Origin of the sequence: Flavobacterium piscisymbiosum, from assembly GCF_020905295.1 — a bacterium.
In the GTDB taxonomy this organism is placed as follows: Bacteria; Bacteroidota; Bacteroidia; order Flavobacteriales; family Flavobacteriaceae; genus Flavobacterium; species Flavobacterium piscisymbiosum.
This window is the reverse complement of the sequence record NZ_JAJJMM010000001.1, coordinates 5,495,912-5,514,874: the sequence shown is the minus strand read 5'-3', so window position 1 is coordinate 5,514,874 and position 18,963 is coordinate 5,495,912. Positions and strand designations below refer to the sequence as shown.

The window sequence follows — 18,963 nt, the reverse complement described above, 5'->3', positions numbered from 1 at the left end:
CAATAGCTATCGGGATTGCGGTTAAGTAATATTTAGAACAAAAAAATCCTGTCGCTTTTCAACGACAGGATTTTTTTTTACAATTATTTTTTTAGTCTTAATTTAGAATCTAAATTTAACTCCTAAACCTACATCAAATCCAAAATTGTCATCATCATAGTATCCAGAACCAATTTCTGGTCTTGCATCTAATGAAAGTGTAATAGGTGCTTCGCTAAATCTGTATTCTATACCGATATCTCCAGCTGCAAATACGTAAGTTCCGCTGTCGTTATACTTGAAATTGTTGTTGTAGTAATCGTGATCCCATGCAGCAATACCACCACCAACACCAGCATACCAGTTAAAACCTCCGTCGATGTTCCAAACCCATTGGTAAAGAGCAACTCCTTTAATGGCGTCTACGTTACTGCTATTTCTAAAACCTAAATCAAATTCAAGTCTGTTTTTTTGGCTTAAGCCTAATTGATATGATACCTCGCCACCAAATCCGTTGTTATCTCCTAAACGTACTCCTAAAGCATGTTTCGAAATTTCTTGTGATTGAGCTGTAAATGCTATTCCTAATAGCATGAAGGCAGATAAAATGATTTTTTTCATAAAAATGGTTATTAATTTTTTTTCAAATGTACTGTTACGTCCAAAGTTCAAACGTATAATATTTTTGAAAATTGTTATATAATTCACATTTTTAAGTTTGAATCAAATTTTGTTAAAGCCTTCTATTTCAGTTATAATGCGGGATTGGGCGTTTTTTTGAAATCTTTTTCTTAAATTATTTCTTCAGGATTATAGAGGAGATTAATTGTGAACTTAGAATATCTTCCATCTCAAAAAGGTTTTCTTCTTCGGTAAAATTACTTTCTGTATACGAATATAATTTCCAACGTTTTTTATGGTATTCTAGTGCGGTAAGATTTTCGACCCAGTCTCCGGAGTTGAGATATAAGGTAGATCCGTGTTTATTTTCTTTGGTAATGATTTTTGGTTCGTGTATATGTCCGCAAATTACATAATCGTATTTTTTTTCGATAGCCAGATCTGTAGCTGTAGTTTCAAAGTCCGAAATAAATTTGACGGCTTTTTTTACGCTTGCCTTTATTTTTTTAGAAAAAGAATATGGTTCGCGGCCTAATTTTGCTAAACACCAATTGGCAAATCGATTGCTCAAAATAAGATAATCGTATCCTAATCCGCCTAGTTTTGCGATCCATTTTGAGTGCTGAACCGAAGCGTCAAAAACATCTCCGTGAAAAATCCAGGCTTTTTTATCGTCTAATTCTAAAACTAATTTATCCACCAGAGAAAAATTTCCCATATTCATATCGCTGAATTTTCGAAGAATTTCATCGTGATTTCCAGTAATATAATACACTTTTGTGCCCTTAGATGCCATCCCGATGATACGTTGAATGACTCTTAAATGTGCTTTAGGGAAGTATGATTTTCGAAACTGCCAGGCATCAATTATATCGCCGTTTAAGACTAATGTTTTGGGTTTAATGCTTGATAAGTAGTTGTTTAGTTCTTTAGCGTGACTTCCGTAAGTTCCCAAATGGACATCTGAAAGAATGACCAATTCAACATTTCGTTTTTTCAATTTTTCTTTTTTTGAAGTTTAACAAATAAAAGAAACTCTGGGCGGAGATATTTTATCAAAAGGTTATCAATTTGGCCACAATTTTAATAAATTGTGATTTTTAAACTGCTTAACCTTTAGTTAATAATACTAATTTTAAATTTTTTAATTTAATTCATAAAACTTACATTTGCTCAAAACTAATTACAATGGCAGGAAATAGCTACGGCACCCTTTATAAAGTTACAACATTTGGAGAATCTCATGGTGAAGCTTTAGGCGGAATTATTGATGGTTGTCCATCAGGAATTGAACTTGATTTAGAAGCAATTGAACTTGAAATGTCCAGAAGAAAACCGGGACAGTCAGCAATTGTGACACAACGTAAAGAACCGGATGCAGTGCAGTTTTTATCTGGTATTTTTGAAGGTAAAACTACGGGAACTCCAATTGGTTTTATTATCCCGAATACCAATCAAAAATCTGACGATTACTCTCATATAAAAGACAATTACAGACCAAGCCACGCTGATTATGTATACGACCAGAAATATGGTTTTCGTGATTATCGCGGTGGCGGAAGAAGTTCTGCTCGTGAAACAGCAAGCAGAGTAGTGGCAGGGGCAATTGCAAAACAAATGTTACCTGAAATTAAAATTAATGCTTACGTTTCGTCTGTAGGGCCAATACATTTAGATACGCCTTATCAGGATTTAGATTTTTCTAAAATAGAAAGTAATCCTGTTCGTTGTCCGGATGAAAAATCGGCAGCGATTATGGAAGAATATATTCGCGATATCCGCAAACAGGGAGATACTGTAGGTGGCGTAGTTTCGTGTGTGATTAAAAACGTTCCGGTTGGTTTAGGCGAACCTGTTTTTGATAAATTACACGCCGAACTTGGAAAAGCAATGCTTTCTATAAACGCCGTAAAAGGTTTTGAGTACGGAAGCGGATTTTCAGGTTCTGAAATGAAAGGTAGTGAACATAACGATTTATACAATCCTGACGGAACAACAAAAACAAATCTTTCAGGAGGAATTCAGGGTGGAATCAGTAACGGAATGGATATCTACTTTAGAGTAGCTTTTAAACCTGTTGCAACTATTATGCAAACCCAGGATTCATTAGATAATAAAGGAAATATAACACCAATGACGGGTAAAGGTCGTCATGATCCGTGTGTTGTACCACGCGCTGTGCCTATTGTAGAGGCAATGGCAGCAATTGTTTTGGCTGATTTTTATTTGATCAACAAAACATATTAATAAAAATTAAGACAGTGAGGGTCTTAATATTTTAATTCTAAATAAAACAAATTAATGCAAGTAACAGAAACCAAAAAAAAATCATTTCTTAAAGGATTAACAGGGCAAATAATAATTGCAATGGTGCTTGGTGCCGCTTTAGGAATTGTGATCCATAATTCGATTTCGCAGGAAGCTGCACTGTCTTTTAGTAATAAAATAAAAATGCTTGCTACTATCTTCATCAGATTAGTGCAAATGATTATCGCTCCTTTGGTTTTTACGACCTTAGTAGTAGGAATTGCTAAATTGGGCGATATAAAAACAGTTGGAAGAGTAGGAGGAAAAGCTCTTGGATGGTTTTTTACGGCATCTTTTATATCCTTATTGATTGGATTGTTTTATGTAAATCTTTTAGAACCTGGAGTAGGTTTAAAATTAGATCACGTAGATATGGCTGCAGCTTCTGAGGTTACAGCAAAAACAAAAATATTATCTGTTGAGAATTTTGTAGAACACATTGTTCCTAAAAGTCTTTTTGAAGCATTGGCAACCAATGAGATTTTGCAAATCGTAGTGTTTTCTATCTTTTTTGGTCTGGCAGCTGCTTCACTGGGAAGTACTGTAAAACCAATTATAAACGCTTTTGATAAAGCGTCTCACATCGTTTTAAAAATGGTAAATTATGTAATGAACTTTGCTCCCATTGGAGTATTTGGAGCCATTGCAGGAGTTTTTGCTATTAGAGATGCAGAAGAATTAGTTATTACTTATTTTAAATTTTTCGGATCATTTTTAGTCGGAATCAGTACATTGTGGGTAGTCCTGATTGCTGTGGGTTATATTTTCCTTAAAGGAAGAATGACCGAATTGCTAAGACGTATTGTTGGGCCACTGGCGATTGCTTTTGGAACAACGAGTAGTGAGGCTGTTTTTCCTAAATTAACAGAAGAACTAGAAGAATTTGGTGTAAAGGATAAAATCGTTGCCTTTATGTTACCGCTAGGATATTCGTTTAACCTTGATGGAAGTATGATGTACATGACTTTTGCCAGCATCTTTATTGCTCAGTTTTACGGAGTTCATTTAGATTTAGGAACACAAATGGCTATGCTTTTGGTTTTAATGTTAACCAGTAAAGGTATTGCCGGAGTTCCAAGGGCGAGTTTGGTTATCGTTGCAGCTACTTGCGGAATGTTCAAAATTCCGGTGGAAGGAATTGCTTTGATCTTGCCAATTGACCACTTTTGTGATATGTTCAGAAGTGCTACCAATGTTTTAGGAAATGCTTTGGCTACTTCGGTTGTCGGGCAATGGGAGGATGATAAGGAAATAACTGAAACGATTGTAGAATAATTTTTTAACGTATATTTTTTGAAGAAAAGGATCTTCGATTTATCATAATTTAAATAAATAAAGAAAAGCTGTATTTTTAAATGAAATACAGCTTTTTTTTATTTTTAAGTGTATATTTGATAAAATTAGCCGATTCATGCCCCAAATGCGGATTTTTTTATTGCTGTTATTCTTTCTGAATTGCTTTGCCAATTCGGCAATAGCACAATCAGATTCTATGTCTGATGATAAGGTTGCTAAACTGGTCAAAAAAGCCTGGAATGATTATAAGGATTCTAATTTCGAAAAATCATTAATTACTTCGCGAATAGCTCTCAATTATGCTGTAGCTTCTAAGAATGATTATTTAATTGCTAAATCGTACAAAATTATTGCCGGAAATTATAGTGAATTATCAGAATTTGATAAAGCTATTTTCTTTTATAATAAAGGGTTGTACTACGCCAATAAAACCAATAACGATTCTATAAAATACAGTCTCCATAATAATCTTGGTAATATATATTGTTTCGAAAAAAAGCAATTTGACAAAGGAATCAATTACTATAAAAAATCGATTGCTTATAGTTTGAAAATTAATGATATGAACCAGGTTTATTTTACAAACGTAAATATAGCCTGGGCTTATTTTGATGTTGGAAAATTCAAAGAAGGATATCCTTATTTAAAGTTTGTAGGGAATAATGTGGCGCGATATGGCGATGCATCTACAGAGATTGTTGTGAATATGCTTAACGGAATGTATTCCAGTTATAATAAAGATTATAAATCTGCCAATTCATTTTTTGTAAAAGCTATCCAGGCGGGAGAAAACAGCGATGAGAAATCGGATTTGTCTTATGCTCATTTAGAATATTCGAAATTTCTCTTTACAATTAAAAAGTATAAAGAAGCTTACGAAAATCTTTCTGTCTTTAATGAAATAACAGATGAATTATACAATCAGGAAAAACTAAAGAAAGCCTCTATTGCTGGTTTTAATCTGGAATTAGATGAATATAAAAGGCAAATTGACAAAATCGAAAATGAAAAAGACTCACAATATCAAAGTCTGAAAAAATCCCGCATCATTGTCATTTTGTTTGTATTGATTTCTATTATCCTGCTTTTTTTAATTATTACATTGATCAAAAATATCAGATTTAAGAAAAAACACAATTTAGAGCTTTTAAAAGCAAAAGAAATTGCCGAAGAAGCCTCTTTGCTTAAAACTCAATTTATTTCGACCATAAGTCACGAATTGCGTACTCCTTTGTATGGTGTGGTTGGTATAACCAATATGCTGCTCGAAGAACATAAAGAATTGTCCCGAAGCCAGCATTTGAGTTCCTTAAAATTTTCTGCGAGGTATTTGCTGTCATTGGTAAACGACATTCTTCAGATTAATAAAATCGAAGAAAATAAAGTAGTATTAGAGAATTTGACTTTTAATATTGCCGATGAGATTACAATGATTAAAAACTCGCTTTCTTTTTTATCTCAAAAAAATAACAATAAGATTTCTGTGTTTATAGATCCGGATATTCCTGAATATTTAATTGGAGATAAATTAAGACTGGCTCAGATTTTAATGAATTTGGTTAGTAACGCATTGAAGTTTACTAAAGATGGTGAAGTAGAAATTATTGTAAAGCTTCATGATATTGAGGCAAAAATGTACTTTCTTGATTTTCTTATTAAGGATAATGGTGTTGGAATTGCAGTAGTAGATCAGGGCAAAATTTTCGAGAAATTTGTTCAGGTAGGCAGAAAAGACGAAGATTATCAGGGAACGGGATTGGGTCTAAGTATTGTAAAACGTTTGTTAGGACTTTTTGGAAGTACAATTAACTTAAAAAGTACTATTGGTGAGGGGACTTCGTTTTCGTTTATTATTCCTTTTGAACATAATCCGCAAAGGACTAAAAACATTATAGATGAAATTGAAGTGGATTTGACTTCGAGTGAAGTATACAAGATTTTAATAGTAGAAGATAATCTGATTAACCAACTGGTAACGAAGAAAATTATCGAAAAGAACAATTACATCTGTAAAGTCGTAGATGATGGTTTTGGTGCTTTGGAGATACTCGATCAGGAAGATTTTGATCTTATTTTAATGGATATCAATATGCCATTGATGAATGGATTTGAAACTACGAAAAGAATTCGCTTAAAAGGAATAAGAACACCAATTGTGGCCTTGACAGCTTTTGATAAAGACGAGATAACAGATGAGGCCATTTCATCCGGAATGAATGATATTATCATTAAACCTTTTGAACCTGTTAAACTCTTTAAAATTATAAGTTACTTGATACGCGAAGCAAATAACCTCACTCACTAAGTTTGTATAAGAATAAAAATTAAACACTAATTTCACTAATTAAGACAGATATTAGTTTGTGGAATTAATTACACAAACTTATCTAAGCATTTAAATTAGTGTCAATTCGTGAAATTAGTGTTCAATTGCTGGTGGTATTAATACCAGCGCTTTTTATTTTGCTTCGAAGCGTTTGATTTTCTTGATTTGTGAGCACCACCGCTTCGGTTTGAGTTTTTAGGTTTCTCTTCTGCTGCTGCTTCAGGGCTTCCTGCATGCCATTGATAAGGATGATCTGTAATTGTTTTTACATCTACTTTTATCAATTTCTGAATGTCCTTCCAGTAACCATGTTCGTCTTTACTGCAAAACGAAATGGCAACTCCTCCGTTTCCGGCGCGACCTGTTCTTCCTATTCTATGTACGTAAGTTTCAGGAATGTTAGGTAAATCAAAGTTGATAACGAATGGTAATTGATCAATATCAATTCCTCTTGCCGCAATATCAGTTGCTACCAGAACACCAACTTCTTTGTTCTTAAAAGCATCCAAAACACGTTGTCTTGCATTTTGCGATTTATCACCGTGAATCGCTTCAGCAGGTATATCTTTTTTACGCAATGCTTTTACAACATTATCAGCGCCGTGTTTGGTTCTTGAAAAAACCAATACGTTTGATAAATCTTCATTTTTTATTAAATGATAAAGTAAATTTCTTTTCTCTGTTTTCTCAACAAAATAAACGCGTTGTTCTACGTTTTCTGCTGTTGATGAAACCGGCGAAACTTCAACTTTTGCAGGATCCTGCAAAAACATCTCGGCCAATTCACGAATCGCAATAGGCATTGTAGCAGAGAATAATAAAGTCTGACGGTTTTTAGGAGTCAGTTTTACAATTTTCTTTACATCGTTTATAAAGCCCATATCCAGCATTTGATCCGCTTCGTCAAGAACTAAAGTGTGTAAATGATCTAAATCAAGAAAACCTTGTTTTTGTAAATCCAGTAATCTTCCTGGTGTTGCCACCAAAATGTCAACTCCGTTTTTCAGCGCGTCTACTTGTGGATTTTGCGAAACTCCACCAAAAATCGTCAATTGAGTCAGGTTCGTATATTTGGCATAAGTATCAAAACTTTGTCCAATCTGAACCGCTAATTCACGTGTTGGTGTAACTATAAGAGCACGAATTACTTTGGCTTTTTTTGTTGAACCTACAATTCGGTGTAATTGATGTATGATTGGGATTGCAAATGCAGCAGTTTTTCCTGTACCGGTTTGGGCACAACCAATTAAATCCCTTCCTGCCAAAACAATCGGAATAGATTGTTCCTGAATAGGAGTAGGGTTTAGGTAGCCTTCTTCAAATACGGCTTTTTGTATACTTTTTGAAAGTGATAAATCTTCGAATAACATATCTTAGGTATTAAGAATTTAGTTTTAAGTACTAAAATTCTGTGCAAAGATAGGTTTATTCGACCAATCGTTTATTTGATTCTTGTTTTATTTGGCAAATGAACTCATTTTCAGTAAGTCATCTTACAATAAAGTATTCTTTTCGTTATTGGCTTTGATGAAATCAGTAATCAGGTAACCGATTAATTTTCCAATTAAATTATTGTTTGGCGAATCAGCCAAATCCGGAGCTCCTTCGCAAATATGCAAATAAGTTGCATTTCTGTGTTGCCCGAAAAAGGAAATAAACTGACGTAGTTCTTCAACTGAAAAACCACTAATAGTCATAGCGCTGCTGGCAATGTTAGGGATAGCATCTAAATCAATTTCGATACCAAAAGAATCTGTTTTGATAAATTCTAAAGCCAAAGCCATCTCACGGTCAAAATCTTTTTCTTTACGAATATTCACGCTGTCGTAAGTATTGTAACGTACTCTGTCTTCGAGTTTTTTGATAATATCTAAAACACTTTTTGAGGTGTAATTTTCGTGTAAACCAAAAATGAAATATTTTTTCAGAAATCCTTCTTCATAAGCATACGAAAATCCGTTTCCGCTGTGACGTCCTTCAAGGATTCTGAAATCAGAATGAGCGTCAAAATTGATGGCATTGATTGGTTTTCCTTTGGCTAAAGCCGAACCTTTTATATTTCCGTAAGCATTGTTATGACCTCCGCCAATGATAATGGGGGTTTTTCCTGCTTTTATAATGGTAAAAATAATATGAGAAACTTCTTTGTCTACTTTTTCAACAAGCTGACTTAATTTTGATCGGTCGTCAATATCATTAAAATCCAGGTTTTCGACCTCACGCATTTCTTCGGCAACATTAATGTGTCCTAGAACAATAATCTGGCTGCCTTTAGAAAAACGATTGTGCTGAATGTTTGCAATACTCTTTATCGCGCTTTCCCATGCAGATGCCGCTCCGGGCCTGCCGTAATTGGCACGCACACCAATATCTTCAGGAATTCCTAACAGTACGTATTTGGCTTCACTTTCTTTTAGAAAATTAATTTTATCAACTCCTTTAGGGATGATAATCATCTTTTCTCCAAACTTTATTTCACCACTACGATGATTTGTGACTTTTGCTAAATCATTAATAGTAAACGGTACTAATTTCTCCATGAAAAAAATTTATTTTCCAAAAATAATATAATTGTAGTAACTTACGTTATAACCTTATATTAATTCTTAAATTTGTTTTAAAGAAAATTTTTTAAATATGGAAAACCCGAAGAACAACAACTCAAGTCTAAAGGCGGTAATCGCAGTTTTAGCAGTCCTACTAATTGGTAGCTTAGTGTATATTTTTAAATTGTCGTCAGATTCAGATGTAACAAAAACTGAACTTACAACAACTCTAACAGAGAAAGAATCTGTAATGAAAGATTTGCAGGAGTTAAAAACAACTTATGATGCTGCAATCGCTGAAAACACTTCTATGTCTGACGAGTTAATTCAGGAAAGAGATAAAGTAGTGGCTTTGATGGATGATTTGAATAAATCAAAAGGTGATGTATCTAAATTTAGATCTCAGGTTCAGGCAATGCAAGGTAAAATGAAAACTTTAGTTGCTGAAAACGATGAATTGAAAAAACAAAATGGTGTTTTAACAACTCAAAGAGACAGTACAATTGTAGTTTTAGGTGAATCTAAAAAATATAATGAAGTACTTGTAGGTCAAAACGAAGAATTAGCTAAAACTGTTGAAAAAGGGGCTAAATTATCAATCCTGAACACTAAAACTTCTGCTTATAAATTAAGAAGTTCTGGAAAACAAATTGAAACTGACAAAGCAAGCCGTGCTGATGTTTTAAAAATTAGTTTTACTGTTGCTGAAAACCAAATTGCTAAATCTGGTGATAAAACGTACTATGTACAAGTTATCGATTCTAAAAACAATGTTTTAGGAGATAAAAAAACAGAGAGTTTTGGTGATAATACTTTGACTTATAGCTTTAAAACTATTGTTAAGTATGAAAACAAAACCGTTAACGTAAGTGAAGATTTACCAGGTAAAGATTTTGCTAAAGGAGCTTATTTTATCAATGTTTTTGATAATGATGAATTAGTTTCTAAAACTAGCTTTAACTTAAGATAATAAAACGTCGCTTAGGTAATAATACCACTAAAATATTAAAGGTCTGTGAAGTTTCACAGACCTTTTTTTATGAAGTAAAATTAAGAAGTTTAACTGAAGTTTATTTTCGTTTTCTAGTTTGTTGTTCCTCTAATTTTTTTTGAATTTTCTCTTGTTTTTTTGCTTTTAAATCTGTTGTTGAAGCTTTCTTAGCCATGATTTCTTTTTCTTTTAATTATTAAATATTTTCTAATCCTGATCCTATAATTTATTTTGTAATAAATAAAAACTTTATGGCGAGTCACAATATTCAATGTGGATTGAAAGGCGTTGCAGAAAAGTTTTATAGGATTTTATGAAGCACACTCGCAATGCCTAATAATTCGGGAAGATTTTTAATTTTAACAAAGAAGATAATTTCAAAATGTTCTTGTTAGTATACGATCTAACGCTGGTACATAAAGCATTTTGCTTCATACCAAATTTACTTATACTTACAAGAACTAACATTTCCATATCAAAAAATTTTGATTGGTAAACATAACCCCATATTTCAGTAATAACTAATTTATGTAAGATTTTTGTGTCAGTTTTAACGATTTAAGAGAATTAATAGATTGGTTTCTATTTTATATAATTTTTCCGTTTACAAAAACACTTTCTATTAGATTACTGCCAAAAGCGTATGGAATCTGGTAATAAGATGAAATTGGTTTTGTGAGAATCAAATTGGCTTTTTTGCCTTTTGTAATACTTCCGTGAGTTTCTGAGATTCCCATTGCATAAGCACCGTTGATCGTTGCAGCGTTTATGGCTTCTTCGGGAGTCATTTTCATTTTGATGCAGGCTGTTGCTACAACAAAATTCATGTTTCCGGACGGAGTAGAACCAGGATTAAAGTCGGTTGCTAAGGCTAATGGAAGTCCCGCTTTTATCATTTCGCGAGCCGGTGTATACGGAATACTTAAAAAATAAGAACACGATGGTAATGCTACAGGCATCGTTTCTGTGTTTTTTAAAGCTTCGATATCTTCGGGGTTCATAATTTCAAGATGATCGACTGAAAGGGCTTTAAATTTAATTCCCGCTTGTATTCCGCCAATAGAATTAAATTGATTGACGTGAATTTTTGGCTTTAAGCCAAATTGAATTCCGGCTTTCATAATTCTCTCTGTTTCTTCTACAGAAAAATAACCGGTTTCGCAGAAAACATCAACATAATCGGCTAGTTTGTTTTGAGCAATTTCAGGAAGCATTTTGCTTATTATTTCATCGATATAACCTGCTTTATTGTCTTTGTAGTGTAAAGGAAAGGCATGTGCGCCAAGAAAAGTGGCTTTTATTTCGATAGGATAATTCTCTGCCAGTTTTTTAATAACGCGAAGCATTTTGAGTTCGCCTTCGATTGTTAATCCGTAACCGGATTTTATTTCTACAGCTCCTGTTCCTAAATGCATCACTTCTTTTAATCGAACTTTTGACTGCTCGTAGATTTCGTCTTCTGTAGTTTCGTTGAGTTTTTTAGCCGAATTTAGAATTCCGCCGCCACGATTGGCGATTTCTTCATAAGTAAATCCGTTTATGCGATCTACAAATTCCTGTTCGCGATTTCCTGCGTAAACAATATGGGTATGGCTGTCGCACCACGCGGGTAAAATAACCCGGCCAGTTGCATCAATAATTTTATCTGCTTTGACTTCAGGAAGGTTATCCATTGCACCAAAATCAGCAATAAGATTATCTTTTATAACTAAGAAAGCATTTTTAATGGTAGGAAGAATAGCCATTTCGGCACCCGAAACTTTAGCAATTGAAGTTTCACGAACCTGAAGCAGTTCTTGTATGTTGGTAATTAGTGTAGTCATTATTGATATTGTTTTAAAACACAAATTTCACAAATTATCACGAACTAATCCGTGAAATCTGTGAAATTCGTGTTTAATATTGGAATTTATTTTTAGTTTACTCTGAAACCGTTATTTCGAACATTTTGCTCCAGTTTTTACCTGTTACGAAAATAGTTTTAGTTTTAGGATTGTAGGCAATTCCGTTTAAAACATCGTCTTTGGTTATTTTGGCATCCATAAATTTTCTCAAACCAGACATGTCTAAAATTCCTTCAACGGCTCCTGAGGTAGGGTTTACAACTGCAATAGCATCTTTAAACCATACATTGGTATATATTTTTCCATTAATCCATTCTAACTCATTGATTGCTTTAATTTTTGAAGTTCCTGAGTATACATTGATGTAATCTACCATTTTTTGAGTGGCAGGATCTACTTTCCAGATTTTTTCAGTTCCGTCAGTTTGATAAATGTATTTTCCGTCATTTGTCATTCCCCAGCCTTCAATATCTTTTTCGTAAGCAAAGGTTTTTTCCAGTTTTAAAGTATTAGCGTCATAGATAAAACCTTTTTTATTTTTATAAGTTAATTGAAATAATTTACCATTTATAAAGGTAATACCTTCGCCAAAATATTGTTTATCAAGATCAATTTGTTTGTAGATCTTTCCTGTTTTATAATCATATTTTTTGATTAATGAAGCACCTTCTTGTCCGGTACTTTCGTATAAAGTATCCTTGTAAAACTCTAAACCTTCAGTAAAAGATAAGGTATCGTGAGCATATGTATTTACGATCTTATATTTTAAAGCTTTGGGTTCGACATCAGATACTAATTCGATTCGTTTGGTTGCATCAGAAGAGTTTGATCCAAAATAAACGGTTGCTTTTAAGTATTGGTATCCTAACTTTTGATCTTTTAAAGGGAAATTAAATTTTGAAGCTCCTTTTGTACTTCCCACTTTTTTATCATTAACAAAGTAAACAATGCTGTCAATTTCTTTCGAATTTGGGTTCGAAATTCCAACAGAAAGTGCTTCTTTTTGGGTAAAATGTGCCGGAAAAGCCGAATCATCAATATTAAATAAAGAATTTTCACCTTTATTTTTATCTCCACATCCAATTAATGTGATTCCTAATAAAATGACAGCTAGGAAGTTATAATTTTTCATAGTTTAAAATTTGAATAAGCCAATATACAACGATATTTTTATAGCAACAAAGGTCTTGCAAAAATATAAAAAGATTGTATATTTGCACCGGCAAGTCCTACACGACCAGCTCCTGCAGACTCCCCCAGGATGGGAACATAGCAAGGGTACGTGGTTGAGCGGTGCGATGTAGGTCGCTTGCCATTTTTTTTATTCCCGATGTTTCGGGATTTTTTTTTATAATTAATTCAAATCTAGTCTTCCTTATGGAGGATTTTTTTATTTTTGGACCTTGGGAAAGTTGGATTGATTTTAGAACCTGTGGAGGGATAAATAAATTTAACCGCAAAGGACGCTAAGTTTTTTTTTGAATATGCTAAGTTTTGTGAAAAGACAAAGTTCCCAAAGCTTTGTGTGCTTAGATTGTGTTAATACAACTTAAATCTTAGTCAACTCTGCGAAAAACCTTTGTGTTCTCTGCGGTAAAAAATAATTAATGAGTATGTTTTTCTATGTAATATTAGTGATCTCTCTTATAACCTATAACATTTAACATCTAACCTACAAATGAATAAAGTCGTTTTAATTACCGGAGGATCCTCAGGGATTGGAAAATCAATTGGAGAATTTTTACAAAAAAAAGGTTTCGTTGTGTACGGAACGAGCAGAAATCCTGAAAAAGTACTCAACTCGGTTTTTCCATTGGTTGCCTTGGATGTTCGTAATGCTGAGTCTATAAAATCAGCGGTAGCTAAAATTATTGCCAATTCAGGTCGGTTAGATGTGGTGATTAATAACGCGGGCGTTGGAATTACAGGACCTCTGGAAGAAATTCCGACTGAAGAAATCAGGAATAATTTTGAAACTAATTTTTTTGGACCAATTGAAGTAATGAAAGCGGTGTTGCCACAAATGCGTGAACAAAAATCTGGTTTAATTATTAATATAACGTCGATTGCCGGTTATATGGGGTTGCCTTATCGCAGTGTTTATTCGGCATCGAAAGGGGCTTTAGAATTGATTACAGAAGCTTTGCGAATGGAAGTAAAATCATTTGGAGTTGAAATTACCAGTATTGCACCAGGTGATTTTGCTACGAATATTGCTTCAGGTCGTTATCATGCACCGGTTGTAGAAGGGTCTGCTTATGCAAAAGTTTATGGAGAAAATCTTGCAACGATGAACGAACATGTCGATGCTGGAAGTAATCCTAATGAAATGGCTGAGGCAGTTTATAAAATTATGCAGCAGAAAAAGCCAAACGTACATTATAAAGTAGGTGCTTTTATGCAGAAGTTTTCGATTGTTTTAAAACGTGCGCTTCCGGATAAAGTGTATGAAAAAATGCTAATGAATCATTATAAATTATAAGAAATGAATTGGGAGTAAAATTTGAAGTTATTCTACAGGAATAAAAATCTCGAATTTTGCTCCTTGATTTAAAGCTCCTTTTGCTTTTATAAAACCGTTATGGTTTTCTACAATTCGTTTTACTATTGTAAGTCCAATCCCGGTACTTTTTAGTGGTTTTGTATGCAGCGCCTGAAAGAGACCAAATATTTTATCACTGTATAATGGGTCAAATCCAATCCCGTTGTCTGAGATCGTTATTTTGTGATACTTTGTAAACGGCGAAAGTTTGTCTAGCTCTCCGTTGGTGATTTCTGCCGAAACGGTTATGATTAAATCCCTGTCCGGACTTGCAAATTTCAATGAATTATTGATAAGATTGTATAAAAGTTGTCTGAATTGAAATTCTATGACAGAAAGTTTGCCCAGGTCTTTTATGTCAAAAATTACATTTTTATTTTCGAATTCATTGGTGAGATCTTCAATAACATCTTTTGCAATTGTGTTTAAGTCTTTTATTTCGAACTTTCTGTCATCGAATTTTGTCTTAGAATAAATCAAAAGATCGTTGATCAGGTTTTGCATTCTAAAAGCTGAAGTTTTGATTTTATGAAAAGCTGTTTTTCCTTTCTCGGATAAATTACGGGCTTCTTCACGCTCGATGGTATCTGTAAAAAGTTGTATTTTTCGTAATGGCTCCTGAAGATCGTGGCTCGAAATGTAATTGAAAGCTTCGAGTTCGCTATTCATTTTTTCGAGTGAAAGATTTTTTTCGATTAGTTTTTTCTTGAAATCGGAGTTCAGTCTTTCTGCTTCATCTTTTTTAACTTGGGTTTTTTCAAGCAGGTGTGTTTTTTCTTGTAGTGCTTTTTTGCTTTCTAAGGTTTGTTCGATTCCGTCAAGATGAAACGAAATAAGTTCAGCAAACAAGTTGAACATTTCGCTTATTTTAAACTCTTTTAAGTTGTTTGGCTTAGGGTCTATGGCGCATAAAGTTCCATAAAAACTTCCGTCCTGACGCATGATTGGTACTGAAATATAACTTTGTAATTTGTACATGGCCGGAGTGTGATGGTCATGATAGTCTTTGTCTTCGCTTACATTATCAATAATAACCGGTTTGGGATTTTGTCTTATTTCGTCGCAAATTGTGGTTTTTATTTGTAATTCGTCTCCGGGTTTTAGGCCAAAAAGTACATTGTCCTGTACACTGCAAGTAATCCATCTATCCTCGGTAACTCTTGCTATTGCTGCAAAACCCATTCCGGTAGTCTGGCAAATAACATTTAGTAAGTTTGGAACAATTGAAATGTTCCCGATATTGATTATATCTTGTTTGAAATTATCTTCTAGCACTTTTAAGGGAGATGTTTTAATTCTTTAAAAGTACAAAAATAAAATTAGTTTGACTAGTAAAGGTGTTTTTGGCTATAATGAATGTATTTGGAATTATTTTTTACTTTTTTATTTTATGGAAATATAAATTGTAATTTTGCACCGAATTTGCGTTAGGGATAGGAACGATATCCTTTTATTTTTTTTCTTTAGAAAAATAAAAGATATAGAGGATAGCCCGACCCTTGGGGAACGCCCAAAAAACTGAACACAATTAAATAGATATAATTATGAAATTTTTTATTGACACAGCTAATTTAGCTCAGATTAAAGAAGCACAAGCTTTAGGTGTTTTGGATGGTGTAACAACTAACCCATCATTGATGGCAAAAGAAGGAATCACTGGGAAAAACAACATTTTGAAGCATTATGTTGACATTTGTAATCTTGTTGAAGGTGATGTAAGTGCTGAAGTTAATGCGCTTGATTATGATGGAATGATCAAAGAAGGTGAAGAACTGGCTGAATTACATGACCAAATCGTAGTTAAATTACCTATGACAAAAGAAGGTGTAATGGCTGCAAAATATTTTTCGGATAAAGGAATTAAAACAAATGTAACGCTTGTTTTTTCTGCAGGTCAGGCTTTATTGGCTGCAAAAGCTGGTGCTACTTATGTTTCTCCTTTTATTGGTCGTTTGGATGATGTTTCGACTGATGGTTTGAATTTGATTCAGGAAATTAGAGAAATTTATGATAACTACGGGTACGAAACTCAAATTTTGGCAGCTTCTGTACGTCATACAATGCATATTGTAAACTGTGCTAAAATTGGTGCAGATGTTATGACTGGACCTCTTTCTGCAATTTACGGATTGTTGAAACACCCATTAACTGATATTGGATTGGCTCAGTTTGTTGCTGATTTCGAAAAAGGAAATAAATAAGAATCAGATCTTTATAATCTAAAAATCGTCATCCTTGTAAAAAGGGTGACGATTTTTTTTTACTTTTATGTGTCTCAAAAAGAAATACATATGAAAAAAGTTGTTCTGATTATTGCATTTTTTATTGTGAGTTTCGCTGTAAATGCACAAGTGGCCAAAATAATAAAATCGGTTAATGATGCTGGTGATGTCGCTACTTTTGAACTGGATTGCTCAGTTCAGTTTCAGGTTTTGGCAAAAGGATTACGATACAATATTACGCGCCACGAGTTTAAAGGTCCGGAATTGAAAAATACATATCGGTTATTGTTGGTAATGGATGGTTTTTATTCGAATACACTCAATAAAACAATGACTATTTCGGCAGTTTTGAGTGATGGAACAATATTGGAAGCAAAAAAAATAATCGAGGATGATGGTTTTTTTGATGGTGCCTGTACATTGAAAATTAAAGACCCGAAAGCACTTTTAGAGGCGAATATAGATAAAGTTATTGTTCATGCTGATAAAGATGTGGTTTATGTATTATCAGAGCAAAATAAGAGCCTTTTTAAAAAGAATCTTAGTGATGTTATTAATGCTAAATAGAAGGTTCTAAGATGCTAAGATTCTAAGGTTCTGAGGTTTTTTTTTTTGCGAATAAAAAAATCCCAAATTTCAATTTTGTGGATTGGAATTTGGGATTTTTTATTATTGTTGTTATAGCTTGGCTTAGTGTCCTCCGCCTTCGCTTTGAATGTTATGATCAATTCCTTGTCTTTTTAATATTTTAGGGCAATAGAAACCGTAGAATCCTAAATAAGCAAATCCAAGAAGTGGAACGATGTAAGAGAAGTGTGTCCATGTGATTCCGAAGATTCCTCCAGGGCTTGTAAGGTCGATATCACAGATACTTCCCTGAATCAAAGGAATAACCCCTCCTCCTAAAATCATCATAATTAAGAATGAAGATGCTTTTCCTGTGTTTTTACCTAATCCTGCAATAGCTAAATCGAAGATCGATGGCCACATGATAGATAAGAATAAACCTCCAGAGATAAAGAAGAATTTAGCAATTGATGGATCTGGCCATACTAATCCGGCAACCATCATTAATAAACCTGATATTCCGAAAAGCATTAATGTTTTTCCGGCATTTTTACCTCCTACGAAACTTACGGCGATAAACAATAAGATCCAGATTGGGTAGATATAGAATGCAGAAACATCGTGTGCAGCAAAAATATTAGCTCCAATAATTACTCCAAATGCTATAGCTGGTACAATGAATTTTAATGCTGTATTTACTAAGTTTGAGGTGTTGAAAACGTTAACACCACCATTCCAGCGACCAATCATTAAACTTCCCCAATAAAGGGCGATAAATGGTGCGATTGCATCTTCAAGAACGTTACCAAACTCTGCTGTGTGCAGTAAAGCTGGTAAATTACTAATGATTGTAACCTCAGTACCAACGTAAATAAAGATTCCTAACATTCCCAAATATAGTTGTGGATAATCTGAGATGTTGAATTTTTCGTGTGCTACTTTAACTACTTCTTCCTCTTCTTTTGCAGGATCTTCGATTTTAGAGAAGTTCATGAAAATGGCCACTGCAATAAAAGCAAGCCCAAGAATAACGAAAGGTAGTTTGATATCTTCTAATGAAAGTGATGTGTTTTTGTTATCTCCCATTCCGAACAAGGCGATTCCTAAAAGAATAGCTCCAATTGTTGTTCCGAAAGAGTTTATTCCTCCGGCTAAAGTTAAACGGTGAGCGCCTGTTTGAGGACTTCCCATTTTAATAGCTAACGGGTTAGCTACAATTTGCTGGATCGAGAATCCTAAACCTACAGTAAATAAAGCTGTTAAGAAGAAAGGGAAACTTTCCATTGTTGCAGCAGGAATGAATAAAAATGATCCAACTGCTGAAAGAAGTAAACCTGCTGATAAGGTTTTTTTATATCCAAATTTTTGTAAAACATCTACTTTTAAGGATACTAAAAAGAAAATTACAGATCCTACAAAGTATGCCGCATAAAATGCCCATGCTACTAATTGTGATTGTACCTGAGATAAAGTAAAGACTTTTTTGAATACGGGAATCAGGATATCATTGGCTGAACCAACAAAACCCCAAAAGAAGAAAACAATTATCAACGAGATAAACTGTCCCCATTTGGTTTGAACATTTTCTGAACTCATAATTTAAGAGGTTAATTTTTTATTTTATTGTTTTTTGAAGACCGTAAATATATTTGTTAAGTGTATCAAAAAAAAATAAAAAGGCACAAATAATGTTAAATTTAAACCAACGGCGTCATTTTTTCA

15 protein-coding genes and 1 other RNA gene are annotated in these 18,963 nt (G+C 33.6%); 8 read left to right on the top strand and 8 right to left on the bottom strand.

The features are described 5' to 3' along the window. Positions 1-102: 102 nt before the first annotated feature. Together LNP81_RS23195 and LNP81_RS23190 are read right to left on the bottom strand one after the other, a co-directional pair. Entirely contained in the window at positions 103-600 is a 498-nt protein-coding gene (locus LNP81_RS23195) for a hypothetical protein (RefSeq protein WP_194618912.1), read from the bottom strand. A gap of 175 nt (positions 601-775) precedes the next feature. Then, a complete protein-coding gene (locus LNP81_RS23190) occupies positions 776-1,600 on the bottom strand; it encodes a UDP-2,3-diacylglucosamine diphosphatase (RefSeq protein WP_194618910.1) in 825 nt (274 codons plus the stop codon). A 188-nt stretch (positions 1,601-1,788) separates the two neighbouring features. Between LNP81_RS23190 and aroC the strand changes: the two genes are divergently transcribed. The 3 genes from aroC (at position 1,789) to LNP81_RS23175 (ending at position 6,508) form a co-directional block, all read left to right on the top strand. After that, complete coding sequence (gene aroC / locus LNP81_RS23185) at positions 1,789-2,847, top strand: chorismate synthase (protein ID WP_194618908.1); 1,059 nt, start codon at positions 1,789-1,791, stop codon at positions 2,845-2,847. Between the two features lie 54 nt (positions 2,848-2,901). Further along, positions 2,902-4,182 (top strand): dicarboxylate/amino acid:cation symporter, encoded by a 1,281-nt coding sequence (locus tag LNP81_RS23180; protein ID WP_230039641.1) that lies wholly within the window; start codon positions 2,902-2,904, stop codon positions 4,180-4,182. 136 nt (positions 4,183-4,318) lie between these two features. After that, positions 4,319-6,508 (top strand): response regulator, encoded by a 2,190-nt coding sequence (locus LNP81_RS23175; RefSeq protein WP_230039640.1) that lies wholly within the window; start codon positions 4,319-4,321, stop codon positions 6,506-6,508. A 137-nt stretch (positions 6,509-6,645) separates the two neighbouring features. Here LNP81_RS23175 and LNP81_RS23170 read toward each other — a convergent pair whose 3' ends face one another. Both LNP81_RS23170 and LNP81_RS23165 read right to left on the bottom strand, forming a co-directional pair. Beyond that, complete coding sequence (locus LNP81_RS23170; RefSeq protein ID WP_230039639.1) at positions 6,646-7,899, bottom strand: DEAD/DEAH box helicase; 1,254 nt, start codon at positions 7,897-7,899, stop codon at positions 6,646-6,648. Between the two features lie 123 nt (positions 7,900-8,022). Continuing rightward, positions 8,023-9,069, bottom strand: a complete 1,047-nt coding sequence (locus LNP81_RS23165) for a formimidoylglutamase (RefSeq protein WP_230039638.1) — start codon at positions 9,067-9,069, stop codon at positions 8,023-8,025. A 97-nt stretch (positions 9,070-9,166) separates the two neighbouring features. On the opposite strand from LNP81_RS23165, the gene LNP81_RS23160 reads away from it, so the two are divergent. Then, positions 9,167-10,045 (top strand): hypothetical protein, encoded by an 879-nt coding sequence (locus LNP81_RS23160; protein WP_230039637.1) that lies wholly within the window; start codon positions 9,167-9,169, stop codon positions 10,043-10,045. A gap of 608 nt (positions 10,046-10,653) precedes the next feature. Here the strand turns inward: LNP81_RS23160 and hutI are convergent. Together hutI and LNP81_RS23150 are read right to left on the bottom strand one after the other, a co-directional pair. After that, positions 10,654-11,889: an imidazolonepropionase gene (gene hutI, locus LNP81_RS23155; RefSeq protein WP_230039636.1), complete on the bottom strand. Its 1,236-nt coding sequence runs from the start codon at positions 11,887-11,889 to the stop codon at positions 10,654-10,656. Positions 11,890-11,986: 97 nt separating this feature from the next. Next, complete coding sequence (locus LNP81_RS23150) at positions 11,987-13,042, bottom strand: glutaminyl-peptide cyclotransferase (RefSeq protein ID WP_230039635.1); 1,056 nt, start codon at positions 13,040-13,042, stop codon at positions 11,987-11,989. An 88-nt stretch (positions 13,043-13,130) separates the two neighbouring features. Here LNP81_RS23150 and ffs point away from each other — a divergent pair. Both ffs and LNP81_RS23140 read left to right on the top strand, forming a co-directional pair. Continuing rightward, positions 13,131-13,228, top strand: an RNA gene (ffs, locus tag LNP81_RS23145) — signal recognition particle sRNA small type. Positions 13,229-13,588: 360 nt separating this feature from the next. Next, complete coding sequence (locus LNP81_RS23140) at positions 13,589-14,392, top strand: SDR family oxidoreductase (protein WP_230039634.1); 804 nt, start codon at positions 13,589-13,591, stop codon at positions 14,390-14,392. A 27-nt stretch (positions 14,393-14,419) separates the two neighbouring features. Here the strand turns inward: LNP81_RS23140 and LNP81_RS27490 are convergent, their stop codons facing one another. Then, a complete protein-coding gene (locus LNP81_RS27490) occupies positions 14,420-15,727 on the bottom strand; it encodes a GAF domain-containing sensor histidine kinase (RefSeq protein WP_230039633.1) in 1,308 nt (435 codons plus the stop codon). A gap of 269 nt (positions 15,728-15,996) precedes the next feature. Here LNP81_RS27490 and fsa point away from each other — a divergent pair, with 269 nt between their 5' ends. Together fsa and LNP81_RS23125 are read left to right on the top strand one after the other, a co-directional pair. Next, positions 15,997-16,653 (top strand): fructose-6-phosphate aldolase, encoded by a 657-nt coding sequence (fsa, locus tag LNP81_RS23130; RefSeq protein WP_065449355.1) that lies wholly within the window; start codon positions 15,997-15,999, stop codon positions 16,651-16,653. Positions 16,654-16,743: 90 nt separating this feature from the next. Continuing rightward, the gene (locus LNP81_RS23125; RefSeq protein WP_230039632.1) at positions 16,744-17,241 is read left to right on the top strand and encodes a hypothetical protein; all 498 of its coding nucleotides are present in this window, start codon (positions 16,744-16,746) and stop codon (positions 17,239-17,241) included. A 123-nt stretch (positions 17,242-17,364) separates the two neighbouring features. Here LNP81_RS23125 and LNP81_RS23120 read toward each other — a convergent pair whose 3' ends face one another. Beyond that, positions 17,365-18,837: an MFS transporter gene (locus LNP81_RS23120; protein WP_230039631.1), complete on the bottom strand. Its 1,473-nt coding sequence runs from the start codon at positions 18,835-18,837 to the stop codon at positions 17,365-17,367. Between the last annotated feature and the right edge of the window lie 126 nt (positions 18,838-18,963).

Coding starts and splice junctions, on each gene's coding strand:
- LNP81_RS23195 (WP_194618912.1), bottom strand. CDS start 600: ATGAAAAAAATCATTTTATCTGCCTTCATGCTATTAGGAATAGCATTT.
- aroC (WP_194618908.1), top strand. CDS start 1,789: ATGGCAGGAAATAGCTACGGCACCCTTTATAAAGTTACAACATTTGGA.
- LNP81_RS23180 (WP_230039641.1), top strand. CDS start 2,902: ATGCAAGTAACAGAAACCAAAAAAAAATCATTTCTTAAAGGATTAACA.
- LNP81_RS23175 (WP_230039640.1), top strand. CDS start 4,319: ATGCCCCAAATGCGGATTTTTTTATTGCTGTTATTCTTTCTGAATTGC.
- LNP81_RS23170 (WP_230039639.1), bottom strand. CDS start 7,899: ATGTTATTCGAAGATTTATCACTTTCAAAAAGTATACAAAAAGCCGTA.
- LNP81_RS23165 (WP_230039638.1), bottom strand. CDS start 9,069: ATGGAGAAATTAGTACCGTTTACTATTAATGATTTAGCAAAAGTCACA.
- LNP81_RS23160 (WP_230039637.1), top strand. CDS start 9,167: ATGGAAAACCCGAAGAACAACAACTCAAGTCTAAAGGCGGTAATCGCA.
- hutI (WP_230039636.1), bottom strand. CDS start 11,889: ATGACTACACTAATTACCAACATACAAGAACTGCTTCAGGTTCGTGAA.
- LNP81_RS23150 (WP_230039635.1), bottom strand. CDS start 13,042: ATGAAAAATTATAACTTCCTAGCTGTCATTTTATTAGGAATCACATTA.
- LNP81_RS23140 (WP_230039634.1), top strand. CDS start 13,589: ATGAATAAAGTCGTTTTAATTACCGGAGGATCCTCAGGGATTGGAAAA.
- fsa (WP_065449355.1), top strand. CDS start 15,997: ATGAAATTTTTTATTGACACAGCTAATTTAGCTCAGATTAAAGAAGCA.
- LNP81_RS23125 (WP_230039632.1), top strand. CDS start 16,744: ATGAAAAAAGTTGTTCTGATTATTGCATTTTTTATTGTGAGTTTCGCT.
- LNP81_RS23120 (WP_230039631.1), bottom strand. CDS start 18,837: ATGAGTTCAGAAAATGTTCAAACCAAATGGGGACAGTTTATCTCGTTG.